General features: G+C 42.2%; 21 protein-coding genes, 1 tRNA gene, 2 rRNA genes, 1 other RNA gene and 2 pseudogenes (1 of these 27 running past the window's edge). 3 read left to right on the top strand and 24 right to left on the bottom strand.

The window, feature by feature from the left end; all coding sequences use genetic code 11:
• Positions 1-133 precede the first annotated feature (133 nt).
• The 10 genes from comB to N5909_RS09180 all read right to left on the bottom strand — a co-directional run bounded on the left by comB (position 134) and on the right by N5909_RS09180 (position 8,600).
• A complete protein-coding gene (gene comB, locus N5909_RS09135) occupies positions 134-1,483 on the bottom strand; it encodes a competence pheromone export protein ComB (protein WP_033680985.1) in 1,350 nt (449 codons plus the stop codon).
• A gap of 12 nt (positions 1,484-1,495) precedes the next feature.
• Entirely contained in the window at positions 1,496-3,649 is a 2,154-nt protein-coding gene (gene comA / locus N5909_RS09140; protein WP_271631177.1) for a peptide cleavage/export ABC transporter ComA, read from the bottom strand.
• A gap of 158 nt (positions 3,650-3,807) precedes the next feature.
• A complete protein-coding gene (locus N5909_RS09145) occupies positions 3,808-3,996 on the bottom strand; it encodes a hypothetical protein (protein ID WP_033680983.1) in 189 nt (62 codons plus the stop codon).
• Positions 3,997-4,358: 362 nt separating this feature from the next.
• Positions 4,359-4,514, bottom strand: a complete 156-nt coding sequence (locus N5909_RS09150) for a hypothetical protein (RefSeq protein WP_000732248.1) — start codon at positions 4,512-4,514, stop codon at positions 4,359-4,361.
• A gap of 24 nt (positions 4,515-4,538) precedes the next feature.
• Positions 4,539-4,691: a class IIb bacteriocin, lactobin A/cerein 7B family gene (locus N5909_RS09155; RefSeq protein WP_001180498.1), complete on the bottom strand. Its 153-nt coding sequence runs from the start codon at positions 4,689-4,691 to the stop codon at positions 4,539-4,541.
• Between the two features lie 123 nt (positions 4,692-4,814).
• A complete protein-coding gene (locus N5909_RS09160) occupies positions 4,815-4,988 on the bottom strand; it encodes a class IIb bacteriocin, lactobin A/cerein 7B family (RefSeq protein WP_000180829.1) in 174 nt (57 codons plus the stop codon).
• Positions 4,989-5,432: 444 nt separating this feature from the next.
• Positions 5,433-5,669 (bottom strand): acyl carrier protein, encoded by a 237-nt coding sequence (locus N5909_RS09165; RefSeq protein ID WP_000136444.1) that lies wholly within the window; start codon positions 5,667-5,669, stop codon positions 5,433-5,435.
• 5 nt (positions 5,670-5,674) lie between these two features.
• Positions 5,675-6,667 carry a phosphate acyltransferase PlsX gene (plsX, locus tag N5909_RS09170; RefSeq protein WP_271631178.1) on the bottom strand — a complete coding sequence of 331 codons (993 nt, stop codon included), beginning with the start codon at positions 6,665-6,667 and terminating at the stop codon, positions 5,675-5,677.
• Positions 6,664-7,434 (bottom strand): DNA repair protein RecO, encoded by a 771-nt coding sequence (recO, locus tag N5909_RS09175; RefSeq protein ID WP_033680981.1) that lies wholly within the window; start codon positions 7,432-7,434, stop codon positions 6,664-6,666. Before recO ends, plsX begins: the two co-directional genes overlap by 4 nt.
• Positions 7,431-8,600, bottom strand: coding sequence for a pyridoxal phosphate-dependent aminotransferase (locus tag N5909_RS09180; protein ID WP_000366342.1), 1,170 nt, complete (start codon positions 8,598-8,600; stop codon positions 7,431-7,433). Before N5909_RS09180 ends, recO begins: the two co-directional genes overlap by 4 nt.
• A 149-nt stretch (positions 8,601-8,749) precedes the next feature.
• Here N5909_RS09180 and N5909_RS09185 point away from each other — a divergent pair, with 149 nt between their 5' ends.
• Complete coding sequence (locus tag N5909_RS09185) at positions 8,750-9,760, top strand: YeiH family protein (RefSeq protein ID WP_033680980.1); 1,011 nt, start codon at positions 8,750-8,752, stop codon at positions 9,758-9,760.
• Between the two features lie 191 nt (positions 9,761-9,951).
• On the opposite strand, the gene N5909_RS09190 is transcribed toward N5909_RS09185, so the two are convergent.
• From N5909_RS09190 to comW, 11 genes are all read right to left on the bottom strand, one after another.
• On the bottom strand, positions 9,952-10,389 hold the full coding sequence (locus N5909_RS09190) for a CoA-binding protein (protein ID WP_033680979.1): 438 nt from the start codon (positions 10,387-10,389) through the stop codon (positions 9,952-9,954).
• 117 nt (positions 10,390-10,506) lie between these two features.
• Positions 10,507-11,475: a ribose-phosphate diphosphokinase gene (locus N5909_RS09195; protein WP_033680978.1), complete on the bottom strand. Its 969-nt coding sequence runs from the start codon at positions 11,473-11,475 to the stop codon at positions 10,507-10,509.
• A gap of 145 nt (positions 11,476-11,620) precedes the next feature.
• On the bottom strand, positions 11,621-12,436 hold the full coding sequence (locus N5909_RS09200; RefSeq protein ID WP_033680976.1) for a PrsW family intramembrane metalloprotease: 816 nt from the start codon (positions 12,434-12,436) through the stop codon (positions 11,621-11,623).
• A 24-nt stretch (positions 12,437-12,460) separates the two neighbouring features.
• Positions 12,461-12,958 carry a beta-class carbonic anhydrase gene (locus tag N5909_RS09205; protein ID WP_004240973.1) on the bottom strand — a complete coding sequence of 166 codons (498 nt, stop codon included), beginning with the start codon at positions 12,956-12,958 and terminating at the stop codon, positions 12,461-12,463.
• A gap of 72 nt (positions 12,959-13,030) precedes the next feature.
• Positions 13,031-14,392 carry a DNA repair protein RadA gene (gene radA / locus N5909_RS09210; protein ID WP_077804517.1) on the bottom strand — a complete coding sequence of 454 codons (1,362 nt, stop codon included), beginning with the start codon at positions 14,390-14,392 and terminating at the stop codon, positions 13,031-13,033.
• A 13-nt stretch (positions 14,393-14,405) separates the two neighbouring features.
• On the bottom strand, positions 14,406-14,945 hold the full coding sequence (locus N5909_RS09215; protein WP_031237801.1) for a histidine phosphatase family protein: 540 nt from the start codon (positions 14,943-14,945) through the stop codon (positions 14,406-14,408).
• Between the two features lies 1 nt (position 14,946).
• Positions 14,947-15,390: a dUTP diphosphatase gene (locus N5909_RS09220; RefSeq protein ID WP_033680975.1), complete on the bottom strand. Its 444-nt coding sequence runs from the start codon at positions 15,388-15,390 to the stop codon at positions 14,947-14,949.
• Between the two features lie 56 nt (positions 15,391-15,446).
• Positions 15,447-15,544, bottom strand: an RNA gene (ffs, locus tag N5909_RS09225) — signal recognition particle sRNA small type.
• A 32-nt stretch (positions 15,545-15,576) separates the two neighbouring features.
• Entirely contained in the window at positions 15,577-16,044 is a 468-nt protein-coding gene (gene tadA, locus N5909_RS09230) for a tRNA adenosine(34) deaminase TadA (protein ID WP_001110112.1), read from the bottom strand.
• 199 nt (positions 16,045-16,243) lie between these two features.
• Positions 16,244-17,530: an adenylosuccinate synthase gene (locus N5909_RS09235; RefSeq protein ID WP_001832534.1), complete on the bottom strand. Its 1,287-nt coding sequence runs from the start codon at positions 17,528-17,530 to the stop codon at positions 16,244-16,246.
• Positions 17,531-17,760: 230 nt separating this feature from the next.
• Positions 17,761-17,997 carry a sigma(X)-activator ComW gene (comW, locus tag N5909_RS09240; RefSeq protein ID WP_033680974.1) on the bottom strand — a complete coding sequence of 79 codons (237 nt, stop codon included), beginning with the start codon at positions 17,995-17,997 and terminating at the stop codon, positions 17,761-17,763.
• Between the two features lie 252 nt (positions 17,998-18,249).
• On the opposite strand from comW, the pseudogene N5909_RS09245 reads away from it, so the two are divergent.
• Together N5909_RS09245 and N5909_RS09820 are read left to right on the top strand one after the other, a co-directional pair.
• Positions 18,250-19,601, top strand: a pseudogene (locus tag N5909_RS09245) (IS3 family transposase).
• Positions 19,602-19,664: 63 nt separating this feature from the next.
• Positions 19,665-19,860: pseudogene (locus N5909_RS09820) on the top strand (transposase); the annotation flags it as partial.
• A 118-nt stretch (positions 19,861-19,978) separates the two neighbouring features.
• On the opposite strand, the gene N5909_RS09255 reads toward N5909_RS09820, so the two are convergent.
• The 3 genes from N5909_RS09255 to N5909_RS09265 all read right to left on the bottom strand — a co-directional run.
• Positions 19,979-20,052 (bottom strand) — tRNA-Asn (locus N5909_RS09255).
• Between the two features lie 5 nt (positions 20,053-20,057).
• Positions 20,058-20,173: ribosomal RNA gene (gene rrf / locus N5909_RS09260) — 5S ribosomal RNA — on the bottom strand.
• Between the two features lie 76 nt (positions 20,174-20,249).
• Positions 20,250-23,126 (bottom strand): 23S ribosomal RNA (locus N5909_RS09265); it runs 24 nt beyond the window's last position.

Raw genomic sequence — 23,126 nt, forward strand, 5'->3', positions numbered from 1 at the left:
ACCACAAAAAACCTAAAATTACAAGAATTTAACCGAATAAATAACGTAGTAACCTCAAAAATCATAAAGAAAAAAACTGCAAGAAGGTTCTTTCTCACAGTTTTGAAATCATTTAACTCTAAAAACACGAATATTACTCTTTGTTCAAAAATTGATCCAAATAATAACGCAGGTAACTTTTCTTACCTGTAATCATCTGCAGACGACCTTCCACACCATATCGAAGTTTTTCAGCTTGATCAGAAGTTAGATTAGTCTCTACCTCGATTTTAAAGAAATTCCCTTTTTCAGTCTTAGTAGCTGTCGCATCAATACCTGTAATTGTAGAATCTAGGAAAAGTTGATTCTTGGCATCATGAGTCGTAGTATAGCGAACAGAATCACCGACCTTGATCCTTGCTACGTCTTTTGAACTGAGATAAGCTGTTAGTTTGGCTTTCCCTTCTTTTTCCAAAGATGGATAGAGTTGGGCTAGTAGGGTACCTTCTGCTACCATGGTAGAATCACTAGTCTCAGGATTAAGGTGAAGAACCCCATCCTCACTAGCCGTAATTTTCCCCTTGTCTAGAAGACTTCCCTGAACCTTCTTGCCTGACTCTGCTTCCAAGATTTTCTGGTCTAGAAGGGTCAATTCCTGACCAACCTTAGCTAAATGTTGGGATTTAAGGGACTCCAATTGACTGCTTAATCCTGACGCATAGGCTTGCTGGGTACCTGAACCTGCATACTGGACACGGTAAGTAGCAAGACTGGATTCTAACTGAGAAAGCTGCGCTTCTACCTGCGCAACTGCCTGGGATTTAGCTTGGGAATTTTCCTCGCCCTGAGACTTATAGGACTGGTAGAGAGAGTAGGCTAGATTCTGACTGGCCAAGGAAGCACCTGTTTCAATAGCTGACTTAGCTGTCTGGTAATCGCGGATTTTAGCCTCTGTTTGACTGATGAGGTTCCCGATTTCGGCTTGGGTTTGGCGAGCTGCTGCATTCTGGGACGCGATGGTCTCATTTTGTTGCGATGTACTAGCCCTAAGACTGCCTGCTTGGCTGATGTAGTCGCGAAAGGTGGCCTGGTAGCCAAATTTATCCTCCTCTGGAAAGTGATTCTCCCCTTCTTGCAGGCTCTTCTGCAAATACTCCAATTGCTTTTTTTGATCCTTGAGCATGTCCAACTGACTAGCATAGGCCTCTGCTTGGACACCCTCTGCCCCTTCTTGATATTGAACCAACAGTTCTCCCTTTTTAACCAGCTTATTTTCTTCCAAATGATTGACAAGAATACGATTGTTGCTAGTTGACTGGATATTGGCAAGAATACGACTAGGCTCTACAGTAGCTCTAGTTGACAAACTCAGCTCCTTCTCTGCAAATGTTGCAAAGCCAAGCAAAAACACGAGTAGAAGGGACATGGGGACAATCACCCGACTGGAAAAATTATGGTAACGACGATTATAAAACTCCGCACTTTCTAAAAATTCTGGTTTCATCCTCTCCTCTTTCTAGCTATTCACCAAATGGGCGTAAAAGCCACCCTGTGCAAGTAAATCAGCATGCTTTCCTTCTTCAACAATCTTGCCCTGGTCCAAGACAACAACCTTCTCTGTCCGCTCAGCAATGGTCAAGCGGTGGGCGATGAAAATCAAGGTCTTGTCTAAAGCCATGAGATTATCAACAATTCGCTTCTCTGTCAAAATATCTAAACTGCTGGTCGCCTCATCCAAAATCAAGACCGGCGCATCTGTCAAGAGAGCACGCGCCAGAGCGATTCTCTGACGTTGACCACCTGAGATTCCTGCCCCATCCGAAGTCAATTCTGTCTGGTAATTCAGTGGCATGCGCTCAATGTCCTCCCGAATCTCTGCCAAATCGACCGCCCGTAAGATATCCTCTTGAGTCGTCCCTTCTTTAGCTCCAAGGAGAAGATTCTCCAAAATCGTTCCGTTAAAGACATAGGGCTGTTGAGGCAGATAGTTGATATACTGGCGCAAGGCTTTTTTATCAATCTGATTGAGATTGACACCACCCAGACTAATCTCTCCCTGACTTGGATCGTAAAAATTAACCATCATCTTGGCCAAAGTCGTCTTACCTGACCCTGAAATTCCCACAAAAGCTACTTTAGAACCTTGGGAAATGGTCAAGTTGATATCCGACAAGACGTCTCGACCATAGCCATACTTGTAGGAAACCTGCTTGAAGTCCATATCTCCCTTCATCAAGCTCAAATCCTCAACTGTTTTCTTCTCCTCAAACTCAGAAGCTACCAGATAAACCTCATTCAGACGGTTATTGGCAACCTGCGCTGTCTGAAGCTTGGTTTGCAGATTGATGATATTTTCCAAAGGATTGGTAAAGTAAACCAGCAAGGTATTATAGGTAATCAACTGCCCCAAACTCATCTTGCCATCCATGACCAGAACAGCCCCCATCCAGAGAATACCGACATTGAGCAAGAGATGGGCAACTTTTTTCAGAGCCTTTTGCTGACTCTCTGCCCGACTATAGGTAAAAGATTTTTTCAGATAATCCACAAATTCCTTGTCAATTTTTTGGTAACGCTGACTTTCACTGGTCAAGGACTTAATAGTCTCAATACCGTTGATGTCCTCAATGATAGAAGAAGACAGAACCGCATTGGCTTCCATGGTGTCCCGATTCATCTTTTCAAAAGGCTTCATAAAGGCAAAGATAATCACTGTGTAGATAGGAAGTGCCAATAAGGTCATGAAAAAGAGATTAGTATTTTGTGAAAATAAAACAAGGGAAATAATGACAACCGTTGACACATCTAGGAAAATCGAAAGAATGGTCGAAGCCAGCGCATCAATGATACTGTTAGCATCTGTAAAACGAGACACGATTTCCCCTGTACGACGTGTCGCAAAAAAGGACATAGGCAGGTGAAAAACATGCTTGATATAGGACAAAATCACGTCAATCGATAAGCGTTGCCCCAAAACAAGTAAGAGATACTCCTGAGCGTAAGACAAAATCTGCTGGAGAATATAGACGATGACCAACCCAATAGAAATAATCCCCAGCGTCGAACGCATCTGATCTGGCACATAGGTATCAATGATAGACTGCAGATAATAAGAACCCACAATATTAATCAAGGTTACCAAGAGTGTTGCCAAAACGATATTAGCAATCAAGCCACGCTGCTTCACTAATATAGGGATAAAAGAGAGCAGGCCATTCTTTTGATCCTTATGAGGCTTGTAGTCTGGACTAGGTGCCATAAAAAGAGTCACTCCTGTCCATTCTTCCTCAAAACGCTCACGTGGCAGTTTGGTCAATTTCACCCCAGGATCTGGATCGGCAATATGAATGCTATCCTTATCCTGCCCAGTCACCACATAGTAGTGGAGCAATTTCCCTTCCTTAAGCACATGGACAATAAAAGGAAAAGTCAAATCTGGCAAGTCAAAAAGCGTCATATCCGCCTTAATTGCTCTCGTCTCAAAGCCAATCTCCTCTGCCACCTTGACCAAGCCCAAAGCCGTTGTCCCATCCATGGTCGTCTTGGCCAATTCTCGCAAGTGAGCCAAAGAATAATAACTACCATAGTAGCCAAAAACCATGGCTAATGAAGCTACACCACAGTCCATCTGATCCACCTGCGGACGATAGTGACGTTTCCCAAATTTCATATTCATCTCCTTTTTCCTAAACTCATCTGATAACAACTATCTTACCCCAATCCCCAAACAAAAACTGGACTTCCTCCCCAAATGCTCCTATCTACCTCCCAAATGTACTTTTGGGATAAAAAAATAGGCAGAACAAACGTTCTACCTAAAATATATGTTTATTTCTTTTTCTTCCTAATTCTTTTGTCAATCATGTACAAAACGATAATCGAAAATAGCGGTGGTACAATATAACTCTTTTCACTCATTGTCAGCTGAAATCCCAGAGTTGCAAGTATCTTAAAGATGAAAATATTCATCAAAAATAGAAAAACAAATACTAAAAAATATTTTAAAATCTTATTCATTTCTTTCCTTCAGCTTTCCTAATTTCTATACCTATTTTATCAAAAATATATGTAAAACTCCAAATAAACACCTCAACTACACTTTTGGCAAAAAATAGGCAGAACAAATGTCCTGCCTACTAAAAATATGGTATGAAAGGCAATTGATGTTTTACTGTCACCCTAGGCAAGCTTGGAACAAATAAATCATTGATAGTAACCTTTACGACATCCTATTTATTACTTCAATTACTAATGTCCCTGCTATTCCTAAGCCACCTCTGGTATAATCTATTCATGGTCAAAATAGATAACACCGTTCTAAGTTACGATTCATAGTTTTTCTTACATTCTTTAATAAAATATGTATCAAATTGTTAAAATTAACGTCTGCTTCCTAGATGACGACCGTACATATAGGTAACAACTCCTAAAACACCCCAAGCGATAGCTGTAGAAGTAGTAATAATAAGTCCACCCTCGGTACTAGCCAAATCTGCTTCTGCCATGATCTCAAATTTTTCTTCTAATTTTTTCATATCCCACTTGCTCCTTTAAATATATTAACCAAACGTACGAGATAACCAATAACCAGCTACCCCAGCTCCACCTGCAGCAAGTAATGAGCCTCCGATAACAATCAATAAACCCACTCCGCCTTGTACTTGCTCTAATTCATTTTGCTTTACGATTTCAAATTGATTCAAATTTTGCATGATATACTCCTTTTTAAATAATACTAGCTAATCCAATAGCTACTCCTACTAATAAACCCACTATTCCTGAGGCTGATATAATAACAGCCGCAAATTCGTTTGAAAACTTCATTGATTCTCTCATTATCTCTTGTTTCGACTAATTCCAATAGCTACTCCTGCACTTAAACCGGCAAATGCTGAACCTGCAATAATACTAGCTGCTACTGCAATCGGAATAATTCCCCCATCCACATTCATCAACTCTTCTTCTGTAAGAGCTACAAAGTTCTGTTCCATTTTGTCAAAATTTGTCATCTTTTTTCTCCTTTATTTCTATTTTTTAGTTTACGATTTCTGGCTCTTAAACCATTTTAAAAACCAGAATAGATAAATTACTGAATTCCTTTTCTTTCCTTTTCGTCTCACTTATCTATTTGAGAAGTGATTTAAAATGAACAGGTAAATTTCATTTATTTTAAATACCATTTGATAAACCATGGCAATAAGATTGGTAAATACATCGCGTAATCTCCTTCCTTTTCTTCTCACTTATTTATTCGAAAAATAATTCGAAAATGTACAATTAATTAAATTTTATTTGAAAAATAATTTAATGAACCACGGATAAAAACCAGTCACATACATAAACACTCCTCCTTTTTCTTCCTTATCTATCTATTCGTAATTCCCACTAAAAGTTCTAAATTTTTTATTTTTCCTGACAATAAAAAAGCAACACGACTTGCATGTTGCTTCTTGCTATTCTTTACTTTTGACGACTTCTACCACATCTCCTACGCTCTGCAGTTGGTCAATTTCCTCATCACTGATTTCGATATTAAATTCATCTTCCAGTGTCAAGATAAACTCCATCAAGTCAACTGAGTCCGCATCCAAATCGTCTTTCAGACTCAAGGATTCTGTCACGACAAAGTCTTCTCCCTGTCGCTCTTGGATAATGGTCACAATACGGTCAAAAATTTCTTTTTCTGTCATCTCTTTTATTCTCCTGAAAATTCACGCGCAGTCTGGGCAACTACGTCTGTTTCTAGCATGGTACGGATCTGACGAATCGTACTATACACAGCCTTGGCATCGCTTGAGCCATGAGTCTTAACAACAGGTGCCTTGACACCAAACAAGACTGCTCCACCAACATCTGAATAGTTGAGCTGTTTTTTCAAACCTCTGAGGCTGTCCTTGAGAAGGAGGGCACCTAGTTTCGCTCGCAGACCACCACCTGTAATAGCGGTCTTGAGCAAGCCCATGATTCCCATGGCTGTCCCTTCAATGGATTTGAGCACAGCGTTTCCCGTGAAACCATCTGCCACAACAACATCTGCAACGCCATTCATCAAATCACGTGCTTCCACGTTTCCGATAAAGTTCAAACTTTCATCCGCCGCCAGTAATTCATAGGTTTCCTTACGAAGCGGGTCGCCCTTACTACTCTCTGTTCCGTTGTTGAGCAAGCCAACACGTGGTTGCGTAATGCCACGAACATTTTTAGCATAGAAGGAGCCTAGAACCGCGTATTGATGGAGGTGCTGGGCTGTATTTTCTGCATTAGCACCGAGGTCCAGCATGTCAAAACCTTTCCCATCAATAGTCGGCAAGGTTGACATAAGCCCAGGGCGATCGATATTCTTGATACGACCCACGATGAAAAATCCTGCTGCTAGTAAAGCACCTGTATTCCCAGCCGAGAGTATAGCATCTGCCTCTCCATCTTTGACAGCCTTGGCCGCCAAGACCATACTGGCATTTTTCTTCTTCCGAATAGCTCTCGTAGGTTCATCGCCTGAATCAATCTTCTCATCCGTATGGATAATGCTGACGCGCTCCGTCGCTGTCATATATTGCTTGATTTTAGCTTCATCTCCGTAAAGTTGAATCTCGATATCTGAAAAGTCAGCTAGGGCTTGATTGACACCCTCAACGATGGCCTGAGGTGCGTAATCGCCCCCCATGGCATCTACTGCGATTTTTTTCATTTCTTTTCCTCTTTTAGTAATTGTCCCCAGTCGGATAGGGAATCAATAAATTTCTTTGATTTTAGGTGAATCCCAACGTACTCTTCGTAGAGTTGATCCATAAATTTGCGTAGCTCTTGCTTGATTTCAGGCTTGAGCGAAATGGTCTCCAAGGTCTCAAAATCAATGGCTTGAAACTGATTGAGCAAATAAGGGATATTAGGATTGAGATGGCAACGTCTCTCATCTTCATGATAATGCTCTGGACAGAGGCAGGCTCCATATTTGAAAGAAAAGTCAAAAGCCTGACCGATCCGATGACAAAAAACACACTCATTAAAATTGAGACTAATCCCAAATCGAGTCAAGATTTGAATTTCAAAAATATTGGTCAAAACTTGATAATCCAATCCCTCTTCCATCAACTCCAAAGTTTTTTGCAAAAAAGCAAACAAGGGAGCATCCTGCTGATTGTCCTGCAAACTAGCATCTGTAAGAGCCGCCACGTAGGTCGCATAGGCCATGACAAAGAGGTCGCTATTAATCTTTGGAAAGGTCATGACCTCATGATAGTCCTCAATGTAGCTAAGCCCGTCATCATTGATTCGCAAGAGAAAGCGAGCCAGCACCAAGGGCTGAATAACCGGCGCCAACTTAGACTGACCAGCGTGTTTGACGAAAAACATCCGCTTACCAGCCTGCTCTGTAAAAATCTTGACTAGCTTGTCATCCTCACGAAAGTTACGATTGTAGAGCACCAAGCCTTGACTCGTGATAAACTGAATCATGCTTCTCTCATATACTCCTCAAGCCGTTTCATGGCTTCTTTGATCGTCTCCATGCTGGCTGCATAAGATAGGCGAACATAGCCTTCCCCGTAACGCCCAAAGGCGGCACCAGGGATAAAGGCAACGGCCTTCTTCTGTGCAAAATCCTTCAGAAAAGCAAAGGAATCTTGATTGTAACCCGCTGGAATCTTAGCAAAGATATAGAAGGCACCGTCTGGTTTGATAATCTCAAAACCAAGAGCAGTCATTTTTTCGATAATGTAATCTCGACGCTGGATGTATTCCTTCTTCATAGGCTCCGCATCATTTTTACCAGCCGTCAAGGCCTCCACCGCAGCGTGTTGCGCCATGGTATTTGCGGCAGTCACCAAGTACTGGTGACTCTTGATTAACTGGGCTGTGAAGGCTGCAGGAGCAAAAATCAGACCCAAACGCCATCCTGTCATAGCATGCGATTTAGACAAACCATTGATAATAATAGCCTGGTCTCTCAACATAGTTCCCAGAGACACATGGGCTTCCCCTGTGTAGGTCAATTCTGAGTAAACCTCATCACAGACAACGAAAATCTCGTACTTGCGTAAAACAGCTGCTAAAGCTTCCAACTGCTCCCGACTGTAGGTAATTCCTGTCGGATTTGCTGGATAGTTGAGAATAACCGCCTTGAGCTTGTCACCCTGCTCCAAAATGGCCTTCTCTAACATCTCAGGAGTCAAGACAAAACCATTTTCAGTTGTGTCAATCTCGACAATCTCTGCCCCAACTAGATTGACAATCGGCTCATAGCCTGGATAAGCAGGAGCTGGCAAGAGCACCTTGTCTCCCTCTTCCAAAATAGCTGTCAAAGTAGCAGATAAAGCCTCTGTCGCCCCAATGGTGACTAAGATTTCATTTTCAGGAGCATAGTCCAGTTGGTACTTTTCCTTAACAAAGTCACTGGCCGCCTGACGTAAAGTCAACAGACCACTCATCCCTGTATAGTAGGATTGGTTTTGGTCAATCGCTCGCTTGGCTGCCTCCTTGACATGATCTGGCGTTGTAAAATCAGGTTCCCCCAAGGTCAAACGCAAGACCCCAGGAATCTCCGAAATAGCCTGGTCAAACTGACGAATCAACGAAACTTGAATCTTATCTAACTGTTTATTAAAGCGCTTAGTTAAGTCCATAGATACCTCCTACTTTCAAAACGTATCTCTATTATACTACAAAAGCCCCCCGACCGCAAAAATACATTATAGAATAGCTTTTCCACTGTCTACTTTACTTTTCCTGTTTATAGGTCTATAATGATAAGAGATTTTATTTGGAGGTTTTTATGTCATTTCTATCAAAAAATGGAGCAGGTATCTTGGCCTGCCTTCTCATTTCTATCGTATCTTGGTACTTAGGAGGATTCTTCCCTGTTATTGGCGCGCCCGTTTTTGCCATTTTCATAGGCATGCTCCTACATCCCTTTCTCTCGTCCTATAAACAACTGGATGCTGGGTTGACCTTTAGTTCTAAAAAATTGCTCCAATATGCCGTTGTCTTGCTTGGTTTTGGTCTCAATATCTCGCAGGTCTTCGCAGTTGGCCAATCTTCACTCCCTGTCATCCTGTCCACTATCTCAATAGCTCTGATTATTGCCTACTTCTTCCAGCGCTTCTTTGCTCTGGACACAAAACTGGCTACCTTGATTGGTGTAGGTTCTTCTATCTGTGGTGGCTCTGCTATTGCAGCAACAGCGCCCGTTATCCATGCCAAGGAAAAGGAAGTGGCCCAAGCCATTTCCGTTATCTTTTTCTTCAATGTCTTGGCTGCGCTTATCTTTCCAACCCTAGGTACTTGGCTTCACTTGTCTAATGACGGCTTTGCCCTCTTTGCAGGAACAGCTGTCAATGACACTTCCTCTGTAACAGCCACAGCCAGCGCCTGGGACAGTCTCTACCAGACCAATACCCTTGAGTCTGCAACCATTGTCAAACTCACACGAACCCTGGCTATCATCCCCATCACCCTCTTTCTCTCCTACTGGCAAAGTCGCGAGCAAAAAAATAAGCAAGGCTTACAACTGAAAAAAGTCTTCCCACTTTTTATCCTTTACTTTATCCTTGCATCGCTCCTAACAACCCTACTGACCTCTCTCGGTGTGTCCAGTAGTTTCTTTACCCCTCTCAAACAACTCTCCAAATTCCTCATTATCATGGCTATGAGTGCTATCGGTCTCAAAACCAATCTAGTAGCTATGGTTAAATCCAGCGGAAAATCCATTGTTCTCGGAGCCATCTGCTGGATTGCCATCATCCTCACCAGCCTTGGGATGCAGACCCTTATCGGCATTTTCTAATACTCTTCGAAAATCTCTTAAAACAGGTCAACGTCGCCTTGCCGTAGATATCATAGGTATAGGTAACTGACTTCGTCAGTCTTATTCACAACCTCAAAACAGTTTTTTGAGCAACCTGCGGCTAGTTTCCTAGTTTCTCTTTGATTTTCATTGAGTATAAAACAAAAGGTAGCCCACCAGCTACCTTTTTCTTATGCTTCCTCAATCAAGCGTGTATGTTCTCTCTTGATACAGCGATTCATCACGATGTCATCACATCCACCAGCACGCAAGATTTCTTCCGCTTCTAGACTTTCAAGTCCCAGCTGCGCCCAAAAAATTTTGGCATCAGCCTTGAGAAAATCACGCGCCACATCTGGCAGAAACTCACTGCGACGGTAAACATTGACAATATCTACAGGAAAAGGAATCTCAGCTAGGCTAGCATAAACCTTTTCACCCAAGATTTCACCACCTGCTGCCTTGGGATTGACTGGGATAATTTTATAACCCCGAGACTGCATTTCCTTAGTCACTCGATTGCTAGTCGTTTCCTCACGGTCTGACAGGCCCACCACAGCAAGAGTTTTACTCGTTGCTAGATACTGACGAATCACGCCATCACTTGGATTGATAAATTCTTGACTCATAGAAATCCTCCTTTTTCATCAGTATAGCACATTTTGAAAAGGCTTGCAGATTTTGGCTACAAAAAAGCTCCCAGCAGTTCACTTCTGCTAGGAGTATGTTTTATTCTAAATGAAAACTTAAATCTTTTTCTCAATACCAAAAAGTGGAGAAAGTGGGCGTTTTTCATGGATACGTACGATAGCATCCCCTAGGAGATGAGCGATTGAGATCTGCTCAATCTTATCGATCAAACGTTCTTCTGGCAGATAGATGGTATCCAAAACAACCAATTTCTTAATAGCTGATTTTTGGATATTGTCCATAGCAGGACCAGAAAGAACTGGGTGCGTACAGCTCGCATAGACTTCAACGGCACCAGCTTCTGCAAGGGCATCTGCCGCGTGACAAATCGTTCCAGCCGTATCAATCATATCATCAATCAAGATACAAGTCTTGCCTTCGACCTTACCGATGATGTTCATGACTTCACTAGTATTCATCTTATCAACGCTACGACGTTTATCAATGATAGCGATAGATGTTTTCAAAAATTCTGCTAACTTACGGGCACGAGTCACCCCTCCATGGTCTGGGCTGACAACCACATAGTCAGAACCAACCATGCCACGACGCTCAAAATAATCCGCAATCAGAGGAGCTCCCATCAAGTGATCCACAGGAATATCAAAGAATCCTTGAATCTGCGCAGCATGCAAGTCGATGGTCAATAAACGATCCACTCCAGCTACTTCAAGCATATTTGCGACAAGTTTTGAAGTGATGGGCTCACGCGCTCTAGCCTTTCTATCCTGACGTGCATACCCATAGTAAGGCATGACAACATTGACAGATTCTGCACTCGCACGCTTCAAAGCATCTACCATAATCAAAATTTCAAGCAGATTGTCATTTACAGGTGAACTAGTTGATTGTAGGATAAAGACGTGTTTCCCACGGATTGATTCTTCAATGTTGACCTGAATCTCTCCATCTGAAAATTGGCGAACACTTGATTTCCCCAACTCTATCCCAATCTCCTGCGCCACACGTTCTGCCAATTCTTTATTAGAAGAAAGGGCAAACAGCTTTAAATCAGAAAAAGACATGATTTCCTCCGGTATATATGTATCGCTTGTGCTTTTCACAAGATTTTTCCATCTACCATTGTAGCGTTTTTTGCACTATTTTTCAATCAAAAATAAAAGAAGGGCACCATATTTGTACCCTTGCATCATTCTTTTGAAAAATATTCTAGTTCATCAACTCATTGTGCTTCTCAACAAAGCGATAAGCCTGATAAAAACCATAAAGAGTAATAGCCGTAACCAATGGAATCGCTAAAGGCAACTCTGTCTCCAACTCAACAAAAGGGGAGTTAAACAAGAAGTGAGTTCCCAAGGCTAAACCTAAGAAAAGAAGCCCCTGTTTCTTGCCATCCTTCTGCCCTTTATAGGCTCTGTAAAGCAAGTACACACCTACTACAGCCAGACCTGAAAAAGTCCAGTGAGAGGCAATTCCTGAGATGATACGCTCTAAAATCCTTGAAATAGTAAAGTCAAATCCCTCTGGCAAATCCGTACGAATGTAGCCAATGTCCTCAATCATTTGGAATCCCAAACCAGAAGCAATCCCTAGTAAAAACAAAGATTTTAATTTTCGCACAGGAATCAAAGCTAAAACAAAAACCAGTGGCAATAATTTCAAGGGTTCTTCTACCAAAGGAGCCACAATAGCACTTTCAAAGGCATTTAAAAATGCACTATCTGGGAAAAGAACCCCCAGTAAATCATGGATGTAGGTATTAGCAAAGCTAGAAAGCCAGCCTGAAAGGAACATCCCACCCAATAAAGACAAGATCAAGGCGTTCTTTGGTAATTCCCATTTTTTCCCAATACGGAAAAGGAAATAAAGAGCCGGAATCATGTAAAAGAGAGCTAGAAAGATAGAAACTCCCATCAGTCCATATTCCGCACCTGACATCGAACCATCCGTATAGTAGATTGTCTCATACTGTAAACCAATACATAGCAATAAAATAAAAGTAAATAAAATACTGTTTTTCTTCATACACTTTCTTTCTAAATGAATTTTTTACAATTCTACGACTGTCATACTTCCTGTATCCACATCGTAAATAGCACCAGAGATAATGACATCGTCTGGTATTAGGGGCGAATCGATAAGGAGTTGCATGTCCTCACGTACACTCTCCTCTATATCTTGGAAGGGCAAAAAGTCCTGATCTGACACATCGACACCTAGTTCCTCTTTTAAATACTCCTGAAAAGGTCCATTTTCAAAGGTCTGAGCACCACAGTCTGTATGGTGCAGCACCACAATCTCTCTTGTCCCCATCTGTTGCTGGGAAATAACTAGCGAACGAATCATGTCCTCAGTCACTCGACCACCTGCATTCCGCAAGATATGAGCATCCCCAAGTGCCAAACCTAGAGCTTGCGCAACGTGCAAACGTGAGTCCATACAGGTTACAATGGCTACTCTAGTTTTGGGTTTAAGTGGCAGATTTAACTGCCCATGTAGGGCAACATAAGCCTGATTGGCTTGCATAAACTGTTCAAAATACGACACGATTCCCTCCTTGAAAATTTGATAGTCAAATATTTCTCCTATCTTATCATTTTTAAGAGGATTTGTCACAGATTAAGCAAAAACCTTTTTCAAAACTTCCTGAATCGTTGTCACACCAATGACCTGAATTTCCTTAGGCGGAGTGATTCCTGTCAGAGAATTCTTAGGTACATAAATCTTAGTAAAGCCCAGTTTAGCAGCTTCATTAATACGTTGCTCGATACGATTCACGCGCCGAATCTCCCCTGTCAAACCCAGCTCGCCTACAAAACATTCCTGAGGGTTGGTTGGCTTGTCTTTGTAACTAGAAGCAATGGCAACTGCAACCGCCAAGTCAATGGCAGGTTCATCCAATTTGACACCGCCAGCAGATTTAAGATAAGCATCTTGATTTTGCAAGAGAAGACCGGCCCGTTTTTCCAAAACAGCCATAATCAAACTCGCACGATTGAAATCTAGCCCTGTCGTCGTACGCTTGGCATTTCCAAACATAGTCGGTGTGACCAAAGCCTGAACCTCCGCCAAAATCGGACGCGTCCCTTCCATGGTCACAACGATTGATGAACCAGTTGCTCCATCCAAACGCTCTTCTAGGAAAACTTGACTCGGATTGAGGACCTCAACCAAGCCACCCGACTGCATCTCAAAAATCCCAATCTCATTAGTAGAACCAAAACGGTTTTTGACCGCTCTCAAAATACGAAAGGTATGGTGACGCTCCCCTTCAAAATAAAGCACCGTATCCACCATATGCTCTAGCATACGAGGACCAGCCAAGGTTCCTTCCTTGGTCACATGACCTACTATAAAGATGGCAATATTATTAGTCTTAGCCAGCTGCATGAGCTCAGCAGTCACCTCACGCACCTGAGAAACAGACCCCTGCACCCCTGAAATCTCAGGAGACATAATTGTCTGGATAGAGTCGATGATGAGAAAATCAGGCTGGATACGTTCCACTTCTGCTCGTACGCTCTGCATATTGGTCTCTGCATAAAGATAAAACTCACTATCAATGTCTCCCAAGCGCTCTGCACGTAACTTGATTTGCTGGGCAGACTCCTCTCCACTAACGTATAGAACAGTCCCCACTTGAGACAACTGGGTTGAAACTTGTAGGAGAAGGGTCGATTTCCCGATTCCAGGATCCCCACCGATGAGGACGAGACTTCCTGGTACCACTCCGCCTCCAAGTACACGGTTGAATTCCTCCATCTCTGTCTTGGTTCGATTAACGTTGATAGAAGTCACCTCAGCCAGTTTCATGGGTTTAGTTTTCTCACCTGTCAAGGACACACGCGCATTCTTTACCTCGGCAACCTCAACCTCTTCTACAAAAGAAGACCAAGACCCACAGTTGGGGCATCGTCCCAGATATTTAGGGGAATTATACCCACAATTTTGACATACAAATGTCGCTTTTTTCTTTGCGATGATAAACCTCTTTCTATATCTCTAACTCACACTCAATCACTTGACAAAAATCAATCTTCTCATTTGGCACAAACTGGCGCATAAGCATTCCGTGAGTTACAATGATAATAGTTTTATAATTTTTATATTTTTCCAAAGTTCTTAAAAAACGATGACGCATCTCCAGAGCAGTTTCATAGCGGCAAGGAGAATCTTCAGGTAAACCTCCTTGATGTTTTAGATAATATTCATGAGCTACCAATACACTAGTTAAATCAGAGTTAGTACCATTTAAGTCTGGACGCCACTCATGAAAAAACGGCTCCACAAATAAGTCCAATCCTGTTTCAACCGCTATATAATGGGCTGTTTCTAAAGCCCTCGTCACAGACGATGAAATAATAATCTCTGCCTTTCCAAAACATGCAGTTTTAGCAACTTCTTTTGCCAGACTGCGACCTTTTCCTGTCAATGGTGCTAAATCACGACCAAAACCGCTATAGAGTTGCGGATTTTCAAGTTTATCAAGCATACTATAATCTGGCTCCCCATGACGTACAAAGATAATCTTCATTCTAGTGCCCAGTCGATCCAAATCCACCAGTCCGCACGCCGTCTGCCGCATCTCCATCTGCAATCAAGAAAGGAGCAAAGATAGCTTGAACCACACGTTCCCCAACTTCAAGAACAACCTCTTGGTCTGTTATATTCTTCATCTGCGCAAAAATATGTCCTTCATTCCCAGGATTTCCATAATAATCCCCATCAATAACCCCAACTGAATTAATTAAAACCAAGCCCTTCTTACGAGGATTTGAAGAACGATCATAGAGGTAGAGCACCTCAGTCGGCTGCATATAAGCCTTAACCCCTGTCGGAACCAAGACAATCTCTCCTGGAGCGATAGCTGTGCGCACAGCAACCTTTAAATCGTAACCAGCCGCATGCGCTGTCTCACGCTTGGGCAATAAATTTTCATCTGTAAAACTAGAAACCAATTCAAAACCACGAATTTTCATCATCTTCTCTTTTCTATTATCATTTATTCTAGATTATTCTATCTTATTTATTCGGAAAAAGCACGAAAAAAAGAGCACACAATTCAAATCGCTTAGGGCTGCTGGATTCCTCCCCTGACCCGCTTCACGCAGAACTGTTGCTCCACTATTTATTATATCACATTCCTATTCATTTTAAAAGCAAAATTATTTTTTCCGTCTATTTCTAAAAAAATCCTGCATAATAGCTGCGCATTCATCTTCCAAAATTCCCGTTTCAACCTCCACACGATGGTTGAGACGCTCATCTGTCAAAATATCGTACAAACTCCCAGCAGCGCCAAATTTCTGATTTTTAGCCCCATAGACCACGTTTGGAATACGGGCAAGTCCAATCGCCCCACTACACATGACACAAGGCTCAATGGTCACAAAAAGCGTGCAATCCAGCAAGCGCCAGCTCTCCTCGCTCAGATTCGCATTCTCTATAGCCATAATTTCCGCATGCATAACTGCTCGTTGCAACTCCTCACGCGCATTATGCCCACGACCAATGATTTCTCCGTCCTTGACAATCACACAACCAATTGGAATTTCATCGTGTTCAAGAGCAATCTCAGCCTCTCTCAAAGCCTCCCGCATAAAGACTTCTTTTTCTTCAACTGTATAATTCATCAATTTCCCTTTTACTACTTATCGATTTTATTATTATATCATGAATCCCAAGACAAAAAAAGCCACCGAATGCGGTGACTTTATAGGGAGATTATTATGAAAAAGAAAAGTTTAGGATATTTGTTACAACAAGTTAGGAGGTCTTCTTGTAACTGTCTATAGTATACCCTACCTATCTTAAACAAATCTTAAAAATCTCTTAGGACCAAACACTTTCTAAAATATTTGTTTGTTCACGACCAGGACCTACTGAGAAAGTAGAAATACGAACGCCAACCAATTCACTCACACGACGAACATAGTTACGCGCATTCTCAGGAAGATCTTCCAAATTACGAACTCCGGTAATATCTTCTGACCAACCTGGCAACTCTTCATAGATAGGCTTGCAACGTTTCAATTGCTCAAGACTAGCCGGATAGTAGTCAATACGTTGACCATCAAGATCATAGGCCACACAAATCTTCACTGTATCTAAACCACTCAAAACATCGATAGAGTTCAATGAAAGGTTAGTGATACCAGAAACACGACGACTATGACGCATTACAACTGAATCAAACCAACCCACACGACGTGGACGACCAGTTGTTGTACCATATTCATGACCTACTTCACGGATACGTTCTCCTACTTCATCAAACAACTCAGTTGGGAAAGGACCATCTCCTACACGACTCGTATAAGCTTTACATACACCTACAACCTTGTCAATCTTGCTTGGCCCGACACCTGAACCAATCGTAACACCACCAGCTACAGGGTTTGATGACGTAACAAATGGATACGTACCTTGGTCGATATCTAGCATAACACCTTGGGCACCTTCAAAAAGGACGCGTTTACCGTTATCAAGCGCATCGTTCAAGATTACAGATGTGTCTGTCACATATTTCTTGATTTGTTGACCATATTCGTAATATTCTTCAAAAATATCATCGAAGGCAATCGCTTTACTGTCATACAATTTTTCAAATAGACGATTCTTTTCAGCAAGGTTACGTTCTAAACGCTCACGGAAAATATCTTTATCCAAAAGATCGGCAATACGAATTCCCACACGAGCAGCCTTGTCCATATAAGCTGGACCAATTCCCTTAATTGTAGTACCAATCTTATTGTCGCCCTTAGCTTCTTCTTGCAAACGGTCTAACTCGATATGATAAGGCAAAATAACATGCGCGCGATCAGAAATACGCAAGTTATCAGTTGTCACACCCTCCTCATGAAGATAGCTCAACTCTTTTACAAGAGATTTAGGATTTACAACCATACCATTCCCAATAACAGAGATTTTTTCAGGAAAGAAAATTCCAGATGGAATCAAGTGCAACTTAAATTTCTTACCATCAATCACAATCGTGTGACCTGCATTATCACCACCTTGGTAACGTGCAATCACTTCTGCATTCGCTGAAAGGAAGTCTGTAATCTTCCCTTTACCTTCATCACCCCATTGGGTACCTACAACAACAACTGAAGTCATAATCTTGTCTGAGCCCTCAGGCTCTTCCTTTCTCACATACATGGCAGGACTCTCACCTGCAATTATATCTTACAATTTATTATAAGAAAAAATCGTCTTTTTATCAAGAAGAAACAATAGAAAGATTTGCTATTTCCAACTATTAAAAAAAGATTTAGAAAAATTACTAGCTATTTGCTATTATATTTCCATAAAAGAGTAAATTAGTTCGGAAATTTAGCCAAATTATCTCAACAAGAAATAAAACCTTGTTTCATTATCATCTTTTCAAGATACAAACGATAAGCAACACGATAATGGTAAACGATAAAATCCCGATGATTCCCAATGCTATATCGGAAAAGATAATAAATCAAAAATTTAAAATGAAAATGTTCCCAGTCCCAACTATCACCAAAGAAAGTAGCATACTCTTCTTCGATACTGTCATAGAAATCAGTCATCTGATCATAAATACTTTGTAGCATAAATATATACTCCTTTTCTTTTTATGACCTTATTCTAACAAAAAATTTTACACATTCACTATCAATTCCTGAATTGTTAAAATACCAACCTCAACAAGATAACAAATAGGAAAAATTGACAGAATAGGAATAAATTGACTACCTAAAAAAGCGACTGAAGTAAAATCTTAAAAAAGAAAAACGCATAGTATTGAACTGAACTGCACCCCAAAAGTTAGACAGAAAAAATCTAACTTTTGGGGTGTTTTTTTTATGAAATTAACTTATGATGATAAAGTCCAGATCTATAAACCTAGAAAACAAGGATATAGCATAGAGAAACTTTCAAATAAATTTGGGATAAACAATTCTAATCTTAGGTACATGATTAAATTGATTGATCGTTACGGAATTGAATTCGTCAAAAAAGGAAAAAATCGTTACTATTCTCCTGATTTAAAACAAGAAATGATTGATAAAGTCATACATGAAGGCTGGACCAAAGATAGAGTTTCTCTTGAATAAGATCTCCCAAGTCGTACGATACTTCTTAACTGGCTGGCACAATACAAGGAAAACGGGTATACTATTGTTGAGAAAACAAGAGGGAGAGTACCTAAAATGGGACGTAAATGTAAGAAAACTTGGGAAGAAATGACAGAACTAGAGCGACTCCAAGAGGAGAATGAACTCTTACGTACCGAGGTGGCTTACTTAAAAAAGTTAAAAGAGCTGGAAGACAGGGACGAAGCCATACAGCGAGAAAGGCAGAGACAATTAGAGAAATGGCTTCAGGAGGATTTCAACTAGATTTACTTCTTGAAGCGGCTTGTTTACCTCGCTCAACTTACTACTATCAATTGAAGGAACTAGATGGGCTTGACAAAGATAAAGAGCTTAAAACTGAAATTCAGGCCATTTATAATGACCATAAAAGAAATTATGGCTATCGGAGAGTTACTCTTAAACTAAGAAATCGTGGTTTTGTAGTGAATCATAAGAAAGTTCAACGTCTGATGAAGCTCCTTGGTTTAATAGCTCGAATTCATCGGAGACGAAAGTATTCTTCCTACCAAGGAGAGATTGGCAAGAAAGCAGAGAATCTCATTCAACGCCAGTTTGAAGCATCGAGACCAATAGAAAAGTGTTATACGGATGTGACAGAGTTTGCCATTCCAAATAGCACACAGAAACTCTATTTATCGCCTGTTTTAGATGGCTTTAACAGCGAAATTATTGATTATAATCTCTCTACTTCGCCTAATTTAGAACAAGTAAAAACGATGCTGGAACAGGTCTTCACAGAGAAACACTATGAGAATACGATTCTCCATAGTCACAAAGGCTGGCAATACCAACATGATTCTTATCATCGGTTCCTAGAGAGTAAGGGAATTCAAGCATCCATCTCACGTAAAGGTAACAGTACAGACAACGGTATGATGGAATCTTTCTTTGGCATTCTGAAATCGGAGATGTTTTACGGTTATGAGAAGTCGTTTCAGTCGCTTAAGCAATTGGAACAAGCCATTGTAGACTATATTGATTACTACAACAACAAACGAATTAAGGTAAAACTAAAAGGACTCAGTCCTGTGCAATATAGAACTAAATCCTTCGGATAAATTAATTGTCTAACTTTTTGGGGTCAGTACAGTATCAAACTTTTCAGACTGATTTTTTAAATCTTTCTCAAGGACAAATATAAAATCGTCAACGCTCTTCAATTACCCTATTCCAACGCCAAATTAGAAGCGATGAATAATCTCTTCAAACTTATCAAACGAAATGCCTTTAGTTTTCGGAACTTTGAAAACTTGAAAAAAATGGATTTTCATCTCTATAAACATCAAAAAAGAAAGGACAAAATTTGTCCTTTCTAGATATTATCTTTTCTTCAACCCACTACAGTTGAAAAAACTATCTATCTCACACCTAACGGAGCGAGGTAGGGTGAAAATTACATAATAAAAAGGAGGCCTATACCTCCCTTACTTAACTACTCCGCCAGTAGGACTCGAACCTACGACATCATGATTAACAGTCATGCGCTACTACCAACTGAGCTATGGCGGATTAAAGCTAAGCGACTTCCATATCTCACAGGGGGCAACCCCCAACTACTTCCGGCGTTCTAGGGCTTAACTTCTGTGTTCGGCATGGGTACAGGTGTATCTCCTAGGCTATCGTCACTTAACTCTGAGTAATACCTACTCAAAATTGAATATCTATTCAAACCAAGAAAACCGTTCGCTTTCATATTCTCAGTTACTTTGGATAAGTCCTCGAGCTATTAGTATTAGTCCGCTACATGTGTCGCCACACTTCCACTTCTAACCTATCTACCTGATCATCTCTCAGGGCTCTTACTGATATAAAATCATGGGAAATCTCATCTTGAGGTGGGTTTCACACTTAGATGCTTTCAGCGTTTATCCCTTCCCTACATAGCTACCCAGCGATGCCTTTGGCAAGACAACTGGTACACCAGCGGTAAGTCCACTCTGGTCCTCTCGTACTAGGAGCAGATCCTCTCAAATTTCCTACGCCCGCGACGGATAGGGACCGAACTGTCTCACGACGTTCTGAACCCAGCTCGCGTGCCGCTTTAATGGGCGAACAGCCCAACCCTTGGGACCGACTACAGCCCCAGGATGCGACGAGCCGACATCGAGGTGCCAAACCTCCCCGTCGATGTGAACTCTTGGGGGAGATAAGCCTGTTATCCCCAGGGTAGCTTTTATCCGTTGAGCGATGGCCCTTCCATACGGAACCACCGGATCACTAAGCCCGACTTTCGTCCCTGCTCGAGTTGTAGCTCTCGCAGTCAAGCTCCCTTATACCTTTACACTCTGCGAATGATTTCCAACCATTCTGAGGGAACCTTTGGGCGCCTCCGTTACCTTTTAGGAGGCGACCGCCCCAGTCAAACTGCCCGTCAGACACTGTCTCCGATAGGGATCACCTATCCGGGTTAGAGTGGCCATAACACAAGGGTAGTATCCCAACAACGTCTCCTTCGAAACTGGCGTCCCGATCTCTTAGACTCCTACCTATCCTGTACATGTGGTACAGACACTCAATATCAAACTGCAGTAAAGCTCCATGGGGTCTTTCCGTCCTGTCGCGGGTAACCTGCATCTTCACAGGTACTAAAATTTCACCGAGTCTCTCGTTGAGACAGTGCCCAAATCATTACGCCTTTCGTGCGGGTCGGAACTTACCCGACAAGGAATTTCGCTACCTTAGGACCGTTATAGTTACGGCCGCCGTTTACTGGGGCTTCAATTCATACCTTCGCTTACGCTAAGCACTCCTCTTAACCTTCCAGCACCGGGCAGGCGTCACCCCCTATACATCATCTTACGATTTAGCAGAGAGCTGTGTTTTTGATAAACAGTTGCTTGGGCCTATTCACTGCGGCTGACGTAAAGTCAGCACCCCTTCTCCCGAAGTTACGGGGTCATTTTGCCGAGTTCCTTAACGAGAGTTCTCTCGCTCACCTGAGGCTACTCGCCTCGACTACCTGTGTCGGTTTGCGGTACGGGTAGAGTATGTTTAAACGCTAGAAGCTTTTCTTGGCAGTGTGACGTCACTAACTTCGCTACTAAACTTCGCTCCCCATCACAGCTCAATGTTACAGATATAAGCATTTGACTCATATCACACCTCACTGCTTAGACAGACACTTCCAATCGTCTGCTTTAGTTAGCCTACTGCGTCCCTCCATCACTACATACTCTAGTACAGGAATATCAACCTGTTGTCCATCGGATACACCTTTCGGTCTCTCCTTAGGTCCCGACTAACCCAGGGCGGACGAGCCTTCCCCTGGAAACCTTAGTCTTACGGTGGACAGGATTCTCACCTGTCTTTCGCTACTCATACCGGCATTCTCACTTCTATGCGTTCCAGCACTCCTCACGGTACACCTTCATCACACATAGAACGCTCTCCTACCATACCTATAAAGGTATCCACAGCTTCGGTAAATTGTTTTAGCCCCGGTACATTTTCGGCGCAGGGTCACTCGACTAGTGAGCTATTACGCACTCTTTGAATGAATAGCTGCTTCTAAGCTAACATCCTAGTTGTCTGTGCAACCCCACATCCTTTTCCACTTAACAATTATTTTGGGACCTTAGCTGGTGGTCTGGGCTGTTTCCCTTTCGACTACGGATCTTAGCACTCGCAGTCTGACTGCCGACCATAATTCATTGGCATTCGGAGTTTATCTGAGATTGGTAATCCGGGATGGACCCCTCACCCAAACAGTGCTCTACCTCCAAGAATCTTAATGTCGACGCTAGCCCTAAAGCTATTTCGGAGAGAACCAGCTATCTCCAAGTTCGTTTGGAATTTCTCCGCTACCCACAAGTCATCCAAGCACTTTTCAACGTGCCCTGGTTCGGTCCTCCAGTGCGTCTTACCGCACCTTCAACCTGCTCATGGGTAGGTCACATGGTTTCGGGTCTACGTCATGATACTAAGGCGCCCTATTCAGACTCGGTTTCCCTACGGCTCCGTCTCTTCAACTTAACCTCGCATCATAACGTAACTCGCCGGTTCATTCTACAAAAGGCACGCTCTCACCCATTAACGGGCTCGAACTTGTTGTAGGCACACGGTTTCAGGTTCTATTTCACTCCCCTCCCGGGGTGCTTTTCACCTTTCCCTCACGGTACTGGTTCACTATCGGTCACTAGGGAGTATTTAGGGTTGGGAGATGGTCCTCCCAGATTCCGACGGGATTTCACGTGTCCCGCCGTACTCAGGATACTGCTAGGTACAAAGACTATTTTAAATACGAGGCTATTACTCTCTTTGGCTGATCTTCCCAAATCATTCTTCTATAATCTTTGAGTCCACATTGCAGTCCTACAACCCCGAAGAGTAAACTCTTCGGTTTGCCCTCCTGCCGTTTCGCTCGCCGCTACTAAGGCAATCGCTTTTGCTTTCTCTTCCTGCAGCTACTTAGATGTTTCAGTTCACTGCGTCTTCCTCCTCACATCCTTAACAGATGCGGGTAACAGGTAGTACCTGTTGGGTTCCCCCATTCGGAAATCCCTGGATCATCGCTTACTTACAGCTACCCAAGGCATATCGTCGTTTGTCACGTCCTTCTTCGGCTCCTAGTGCCAAGGCATCCA

It is taken from the genome of Streptococcus gwangjuensis (assembly GCF_028156745.1).
Taxonomy (GTDB): Bacteria; Bacillota; Bacilli; order Lactobacillales; family Streptococcaceae; genus Streptococcus; species Streptococcus gwangjuense_A.

What these genes read in the sequence shown, in the direction of transcription:
- comB (WP_033680985.1), bottom strand. Translation starts at nt 1,483, where the DNA reads ATGAAACCAGAATTTTTAGAAAGTGCGGAGTTTTATAATCGTCGTTAC.
- comA (WP_271631177.1), bottom strand. Translation starts at nt 3,649, where the DNA reads ATGAAATTTGGGAAACGTCACTATCGTCCGCAGGTGGATCAGATGGAC.
- N5909_RS09145 (WP_033680983.1), bottom strand. Translation starts at nt 3,996, where the DNA reads ATGAATAAGATTTTAAAATATTTTTTAGTATTTGTTTTTCTATTTTTG.
- N5909_RS09150 (WP_000732248.1), bottom strand. Translation starts at nt 4,514, where the DNA reads ATGAAAAAATTAGAAGAAAAATTTGAGATCATGGCAGAAGCAGATTTG.
- N5909_RS09155 (WP_001180498.1), bottom strand. Translation starts at nt 4,691, where the DNA reads ATGCAAAATTTGAATCAATTTGAAATCGTAAAGCAAAATGAATTAGAG.
- N5909_RS09160 (WP_000180829.1), bottom strand. Translation starts at nt 4,988, where the DNA reads ATGACAAATTTTGACAAAATGGAACAGAACTTTGTAGCTCTTACAGAA.
- N5909_RS09165 (WP_000136444.1), bottom strand. Translation starts at nt 5,669, where the DNA reads ATGACAGAAAAAGAAATTTTTGACCGTATTGTGACCATTATCCAAGAG.
- plsX (WP_271631178.1), bottom strand. Translation starts at nt 6,667, where the DNA reads ATGAAAAAAATCGCAGTAGATGCCATGGGGGGCGATTACGCACCTCAG.
- recO (WP_033680981.1), bottom strand. Translation starts at nt 7,434, where the DNA reads ATGATTCAGTTTATCACGAGTCAAGGCTTGGTGCTCTACAATCGTAAC.
- N5909_RS09180 (WP_000366342.1), bottom strand. Translation starts at nt 8,600, where the DNA reads ATGGACTTAACTAAGCGCTTTAATAAACAGTTAGATAAGATTCAAGTT.
- N5909_RS09185 (WP_033680980.1), top strand. Translation starts at nt 8,750, where the DNA reads ATGTCATTTCTATCAAAAAATGGAGCAGGTATCTTGGCCTGCCTTCTC.
- N5909_RS09190 (WP_033680979.1), bottom strand. Translation starts at nt 10,389, where the DNA reads ATGAGTCAAGAATTTATCAATCCAAGTGATGGCGTGATTCGTCAGTAT.
- N5909_RS09195 (WP_033680978.1), bottom strand. Translation starts at nt 11,475, where the DNA reads ATGTCTTTTTCTGATTTAAAGCTGTTTGCCCTTTCTTCTAATAAAGAA.
- N5909_RS09200 (WP_033680976.1), bottom strand. Translation starts at nt 12,436, where the DNA reads ATGAAGAAAAACAGTATTTTATTTACTTTTATTTTATTGCTATGTATT.
- N5909_RS09215 (WP_031237801.1), bottom strand. Translation starts at nt 14,945, where the DNA reads ATGAAGATTATCTTTGTACGTCATGGGGAGCCAGATTATAGTATGCTT.
- N5909_RS09220 (WP_033680975.1), bottom strand. Translation starts at nt 15,390, where the DNA reads ATGAAAATTCGTGGTTTTGAATTGGTTTCTAGTTTTACAGATGAAAAT.
- tadA (WP_001110112.1), bottom strand. Translation starts at nt 16,044, where the DNA reads ATGAATTATACAGTTGAAGAAAAAGAAGTCTTTATGCGGGAGGCTTTG.
- N5909_RS09235 (WP_001832534.1), bottom strand. Translation starts at nt 17,530, where the DNA reads ATGACTTCAGTTGTTGTTGTAGGTACCCAATGGGGTGATGAAGGTAAA.
- comW (WP_033680974.1), bottom strand. Translation starts at nt 17,997, where the DNA reads ATGCTACAAAGTATTTATGATCAGATGACTGATTTCTATGACAGTATC.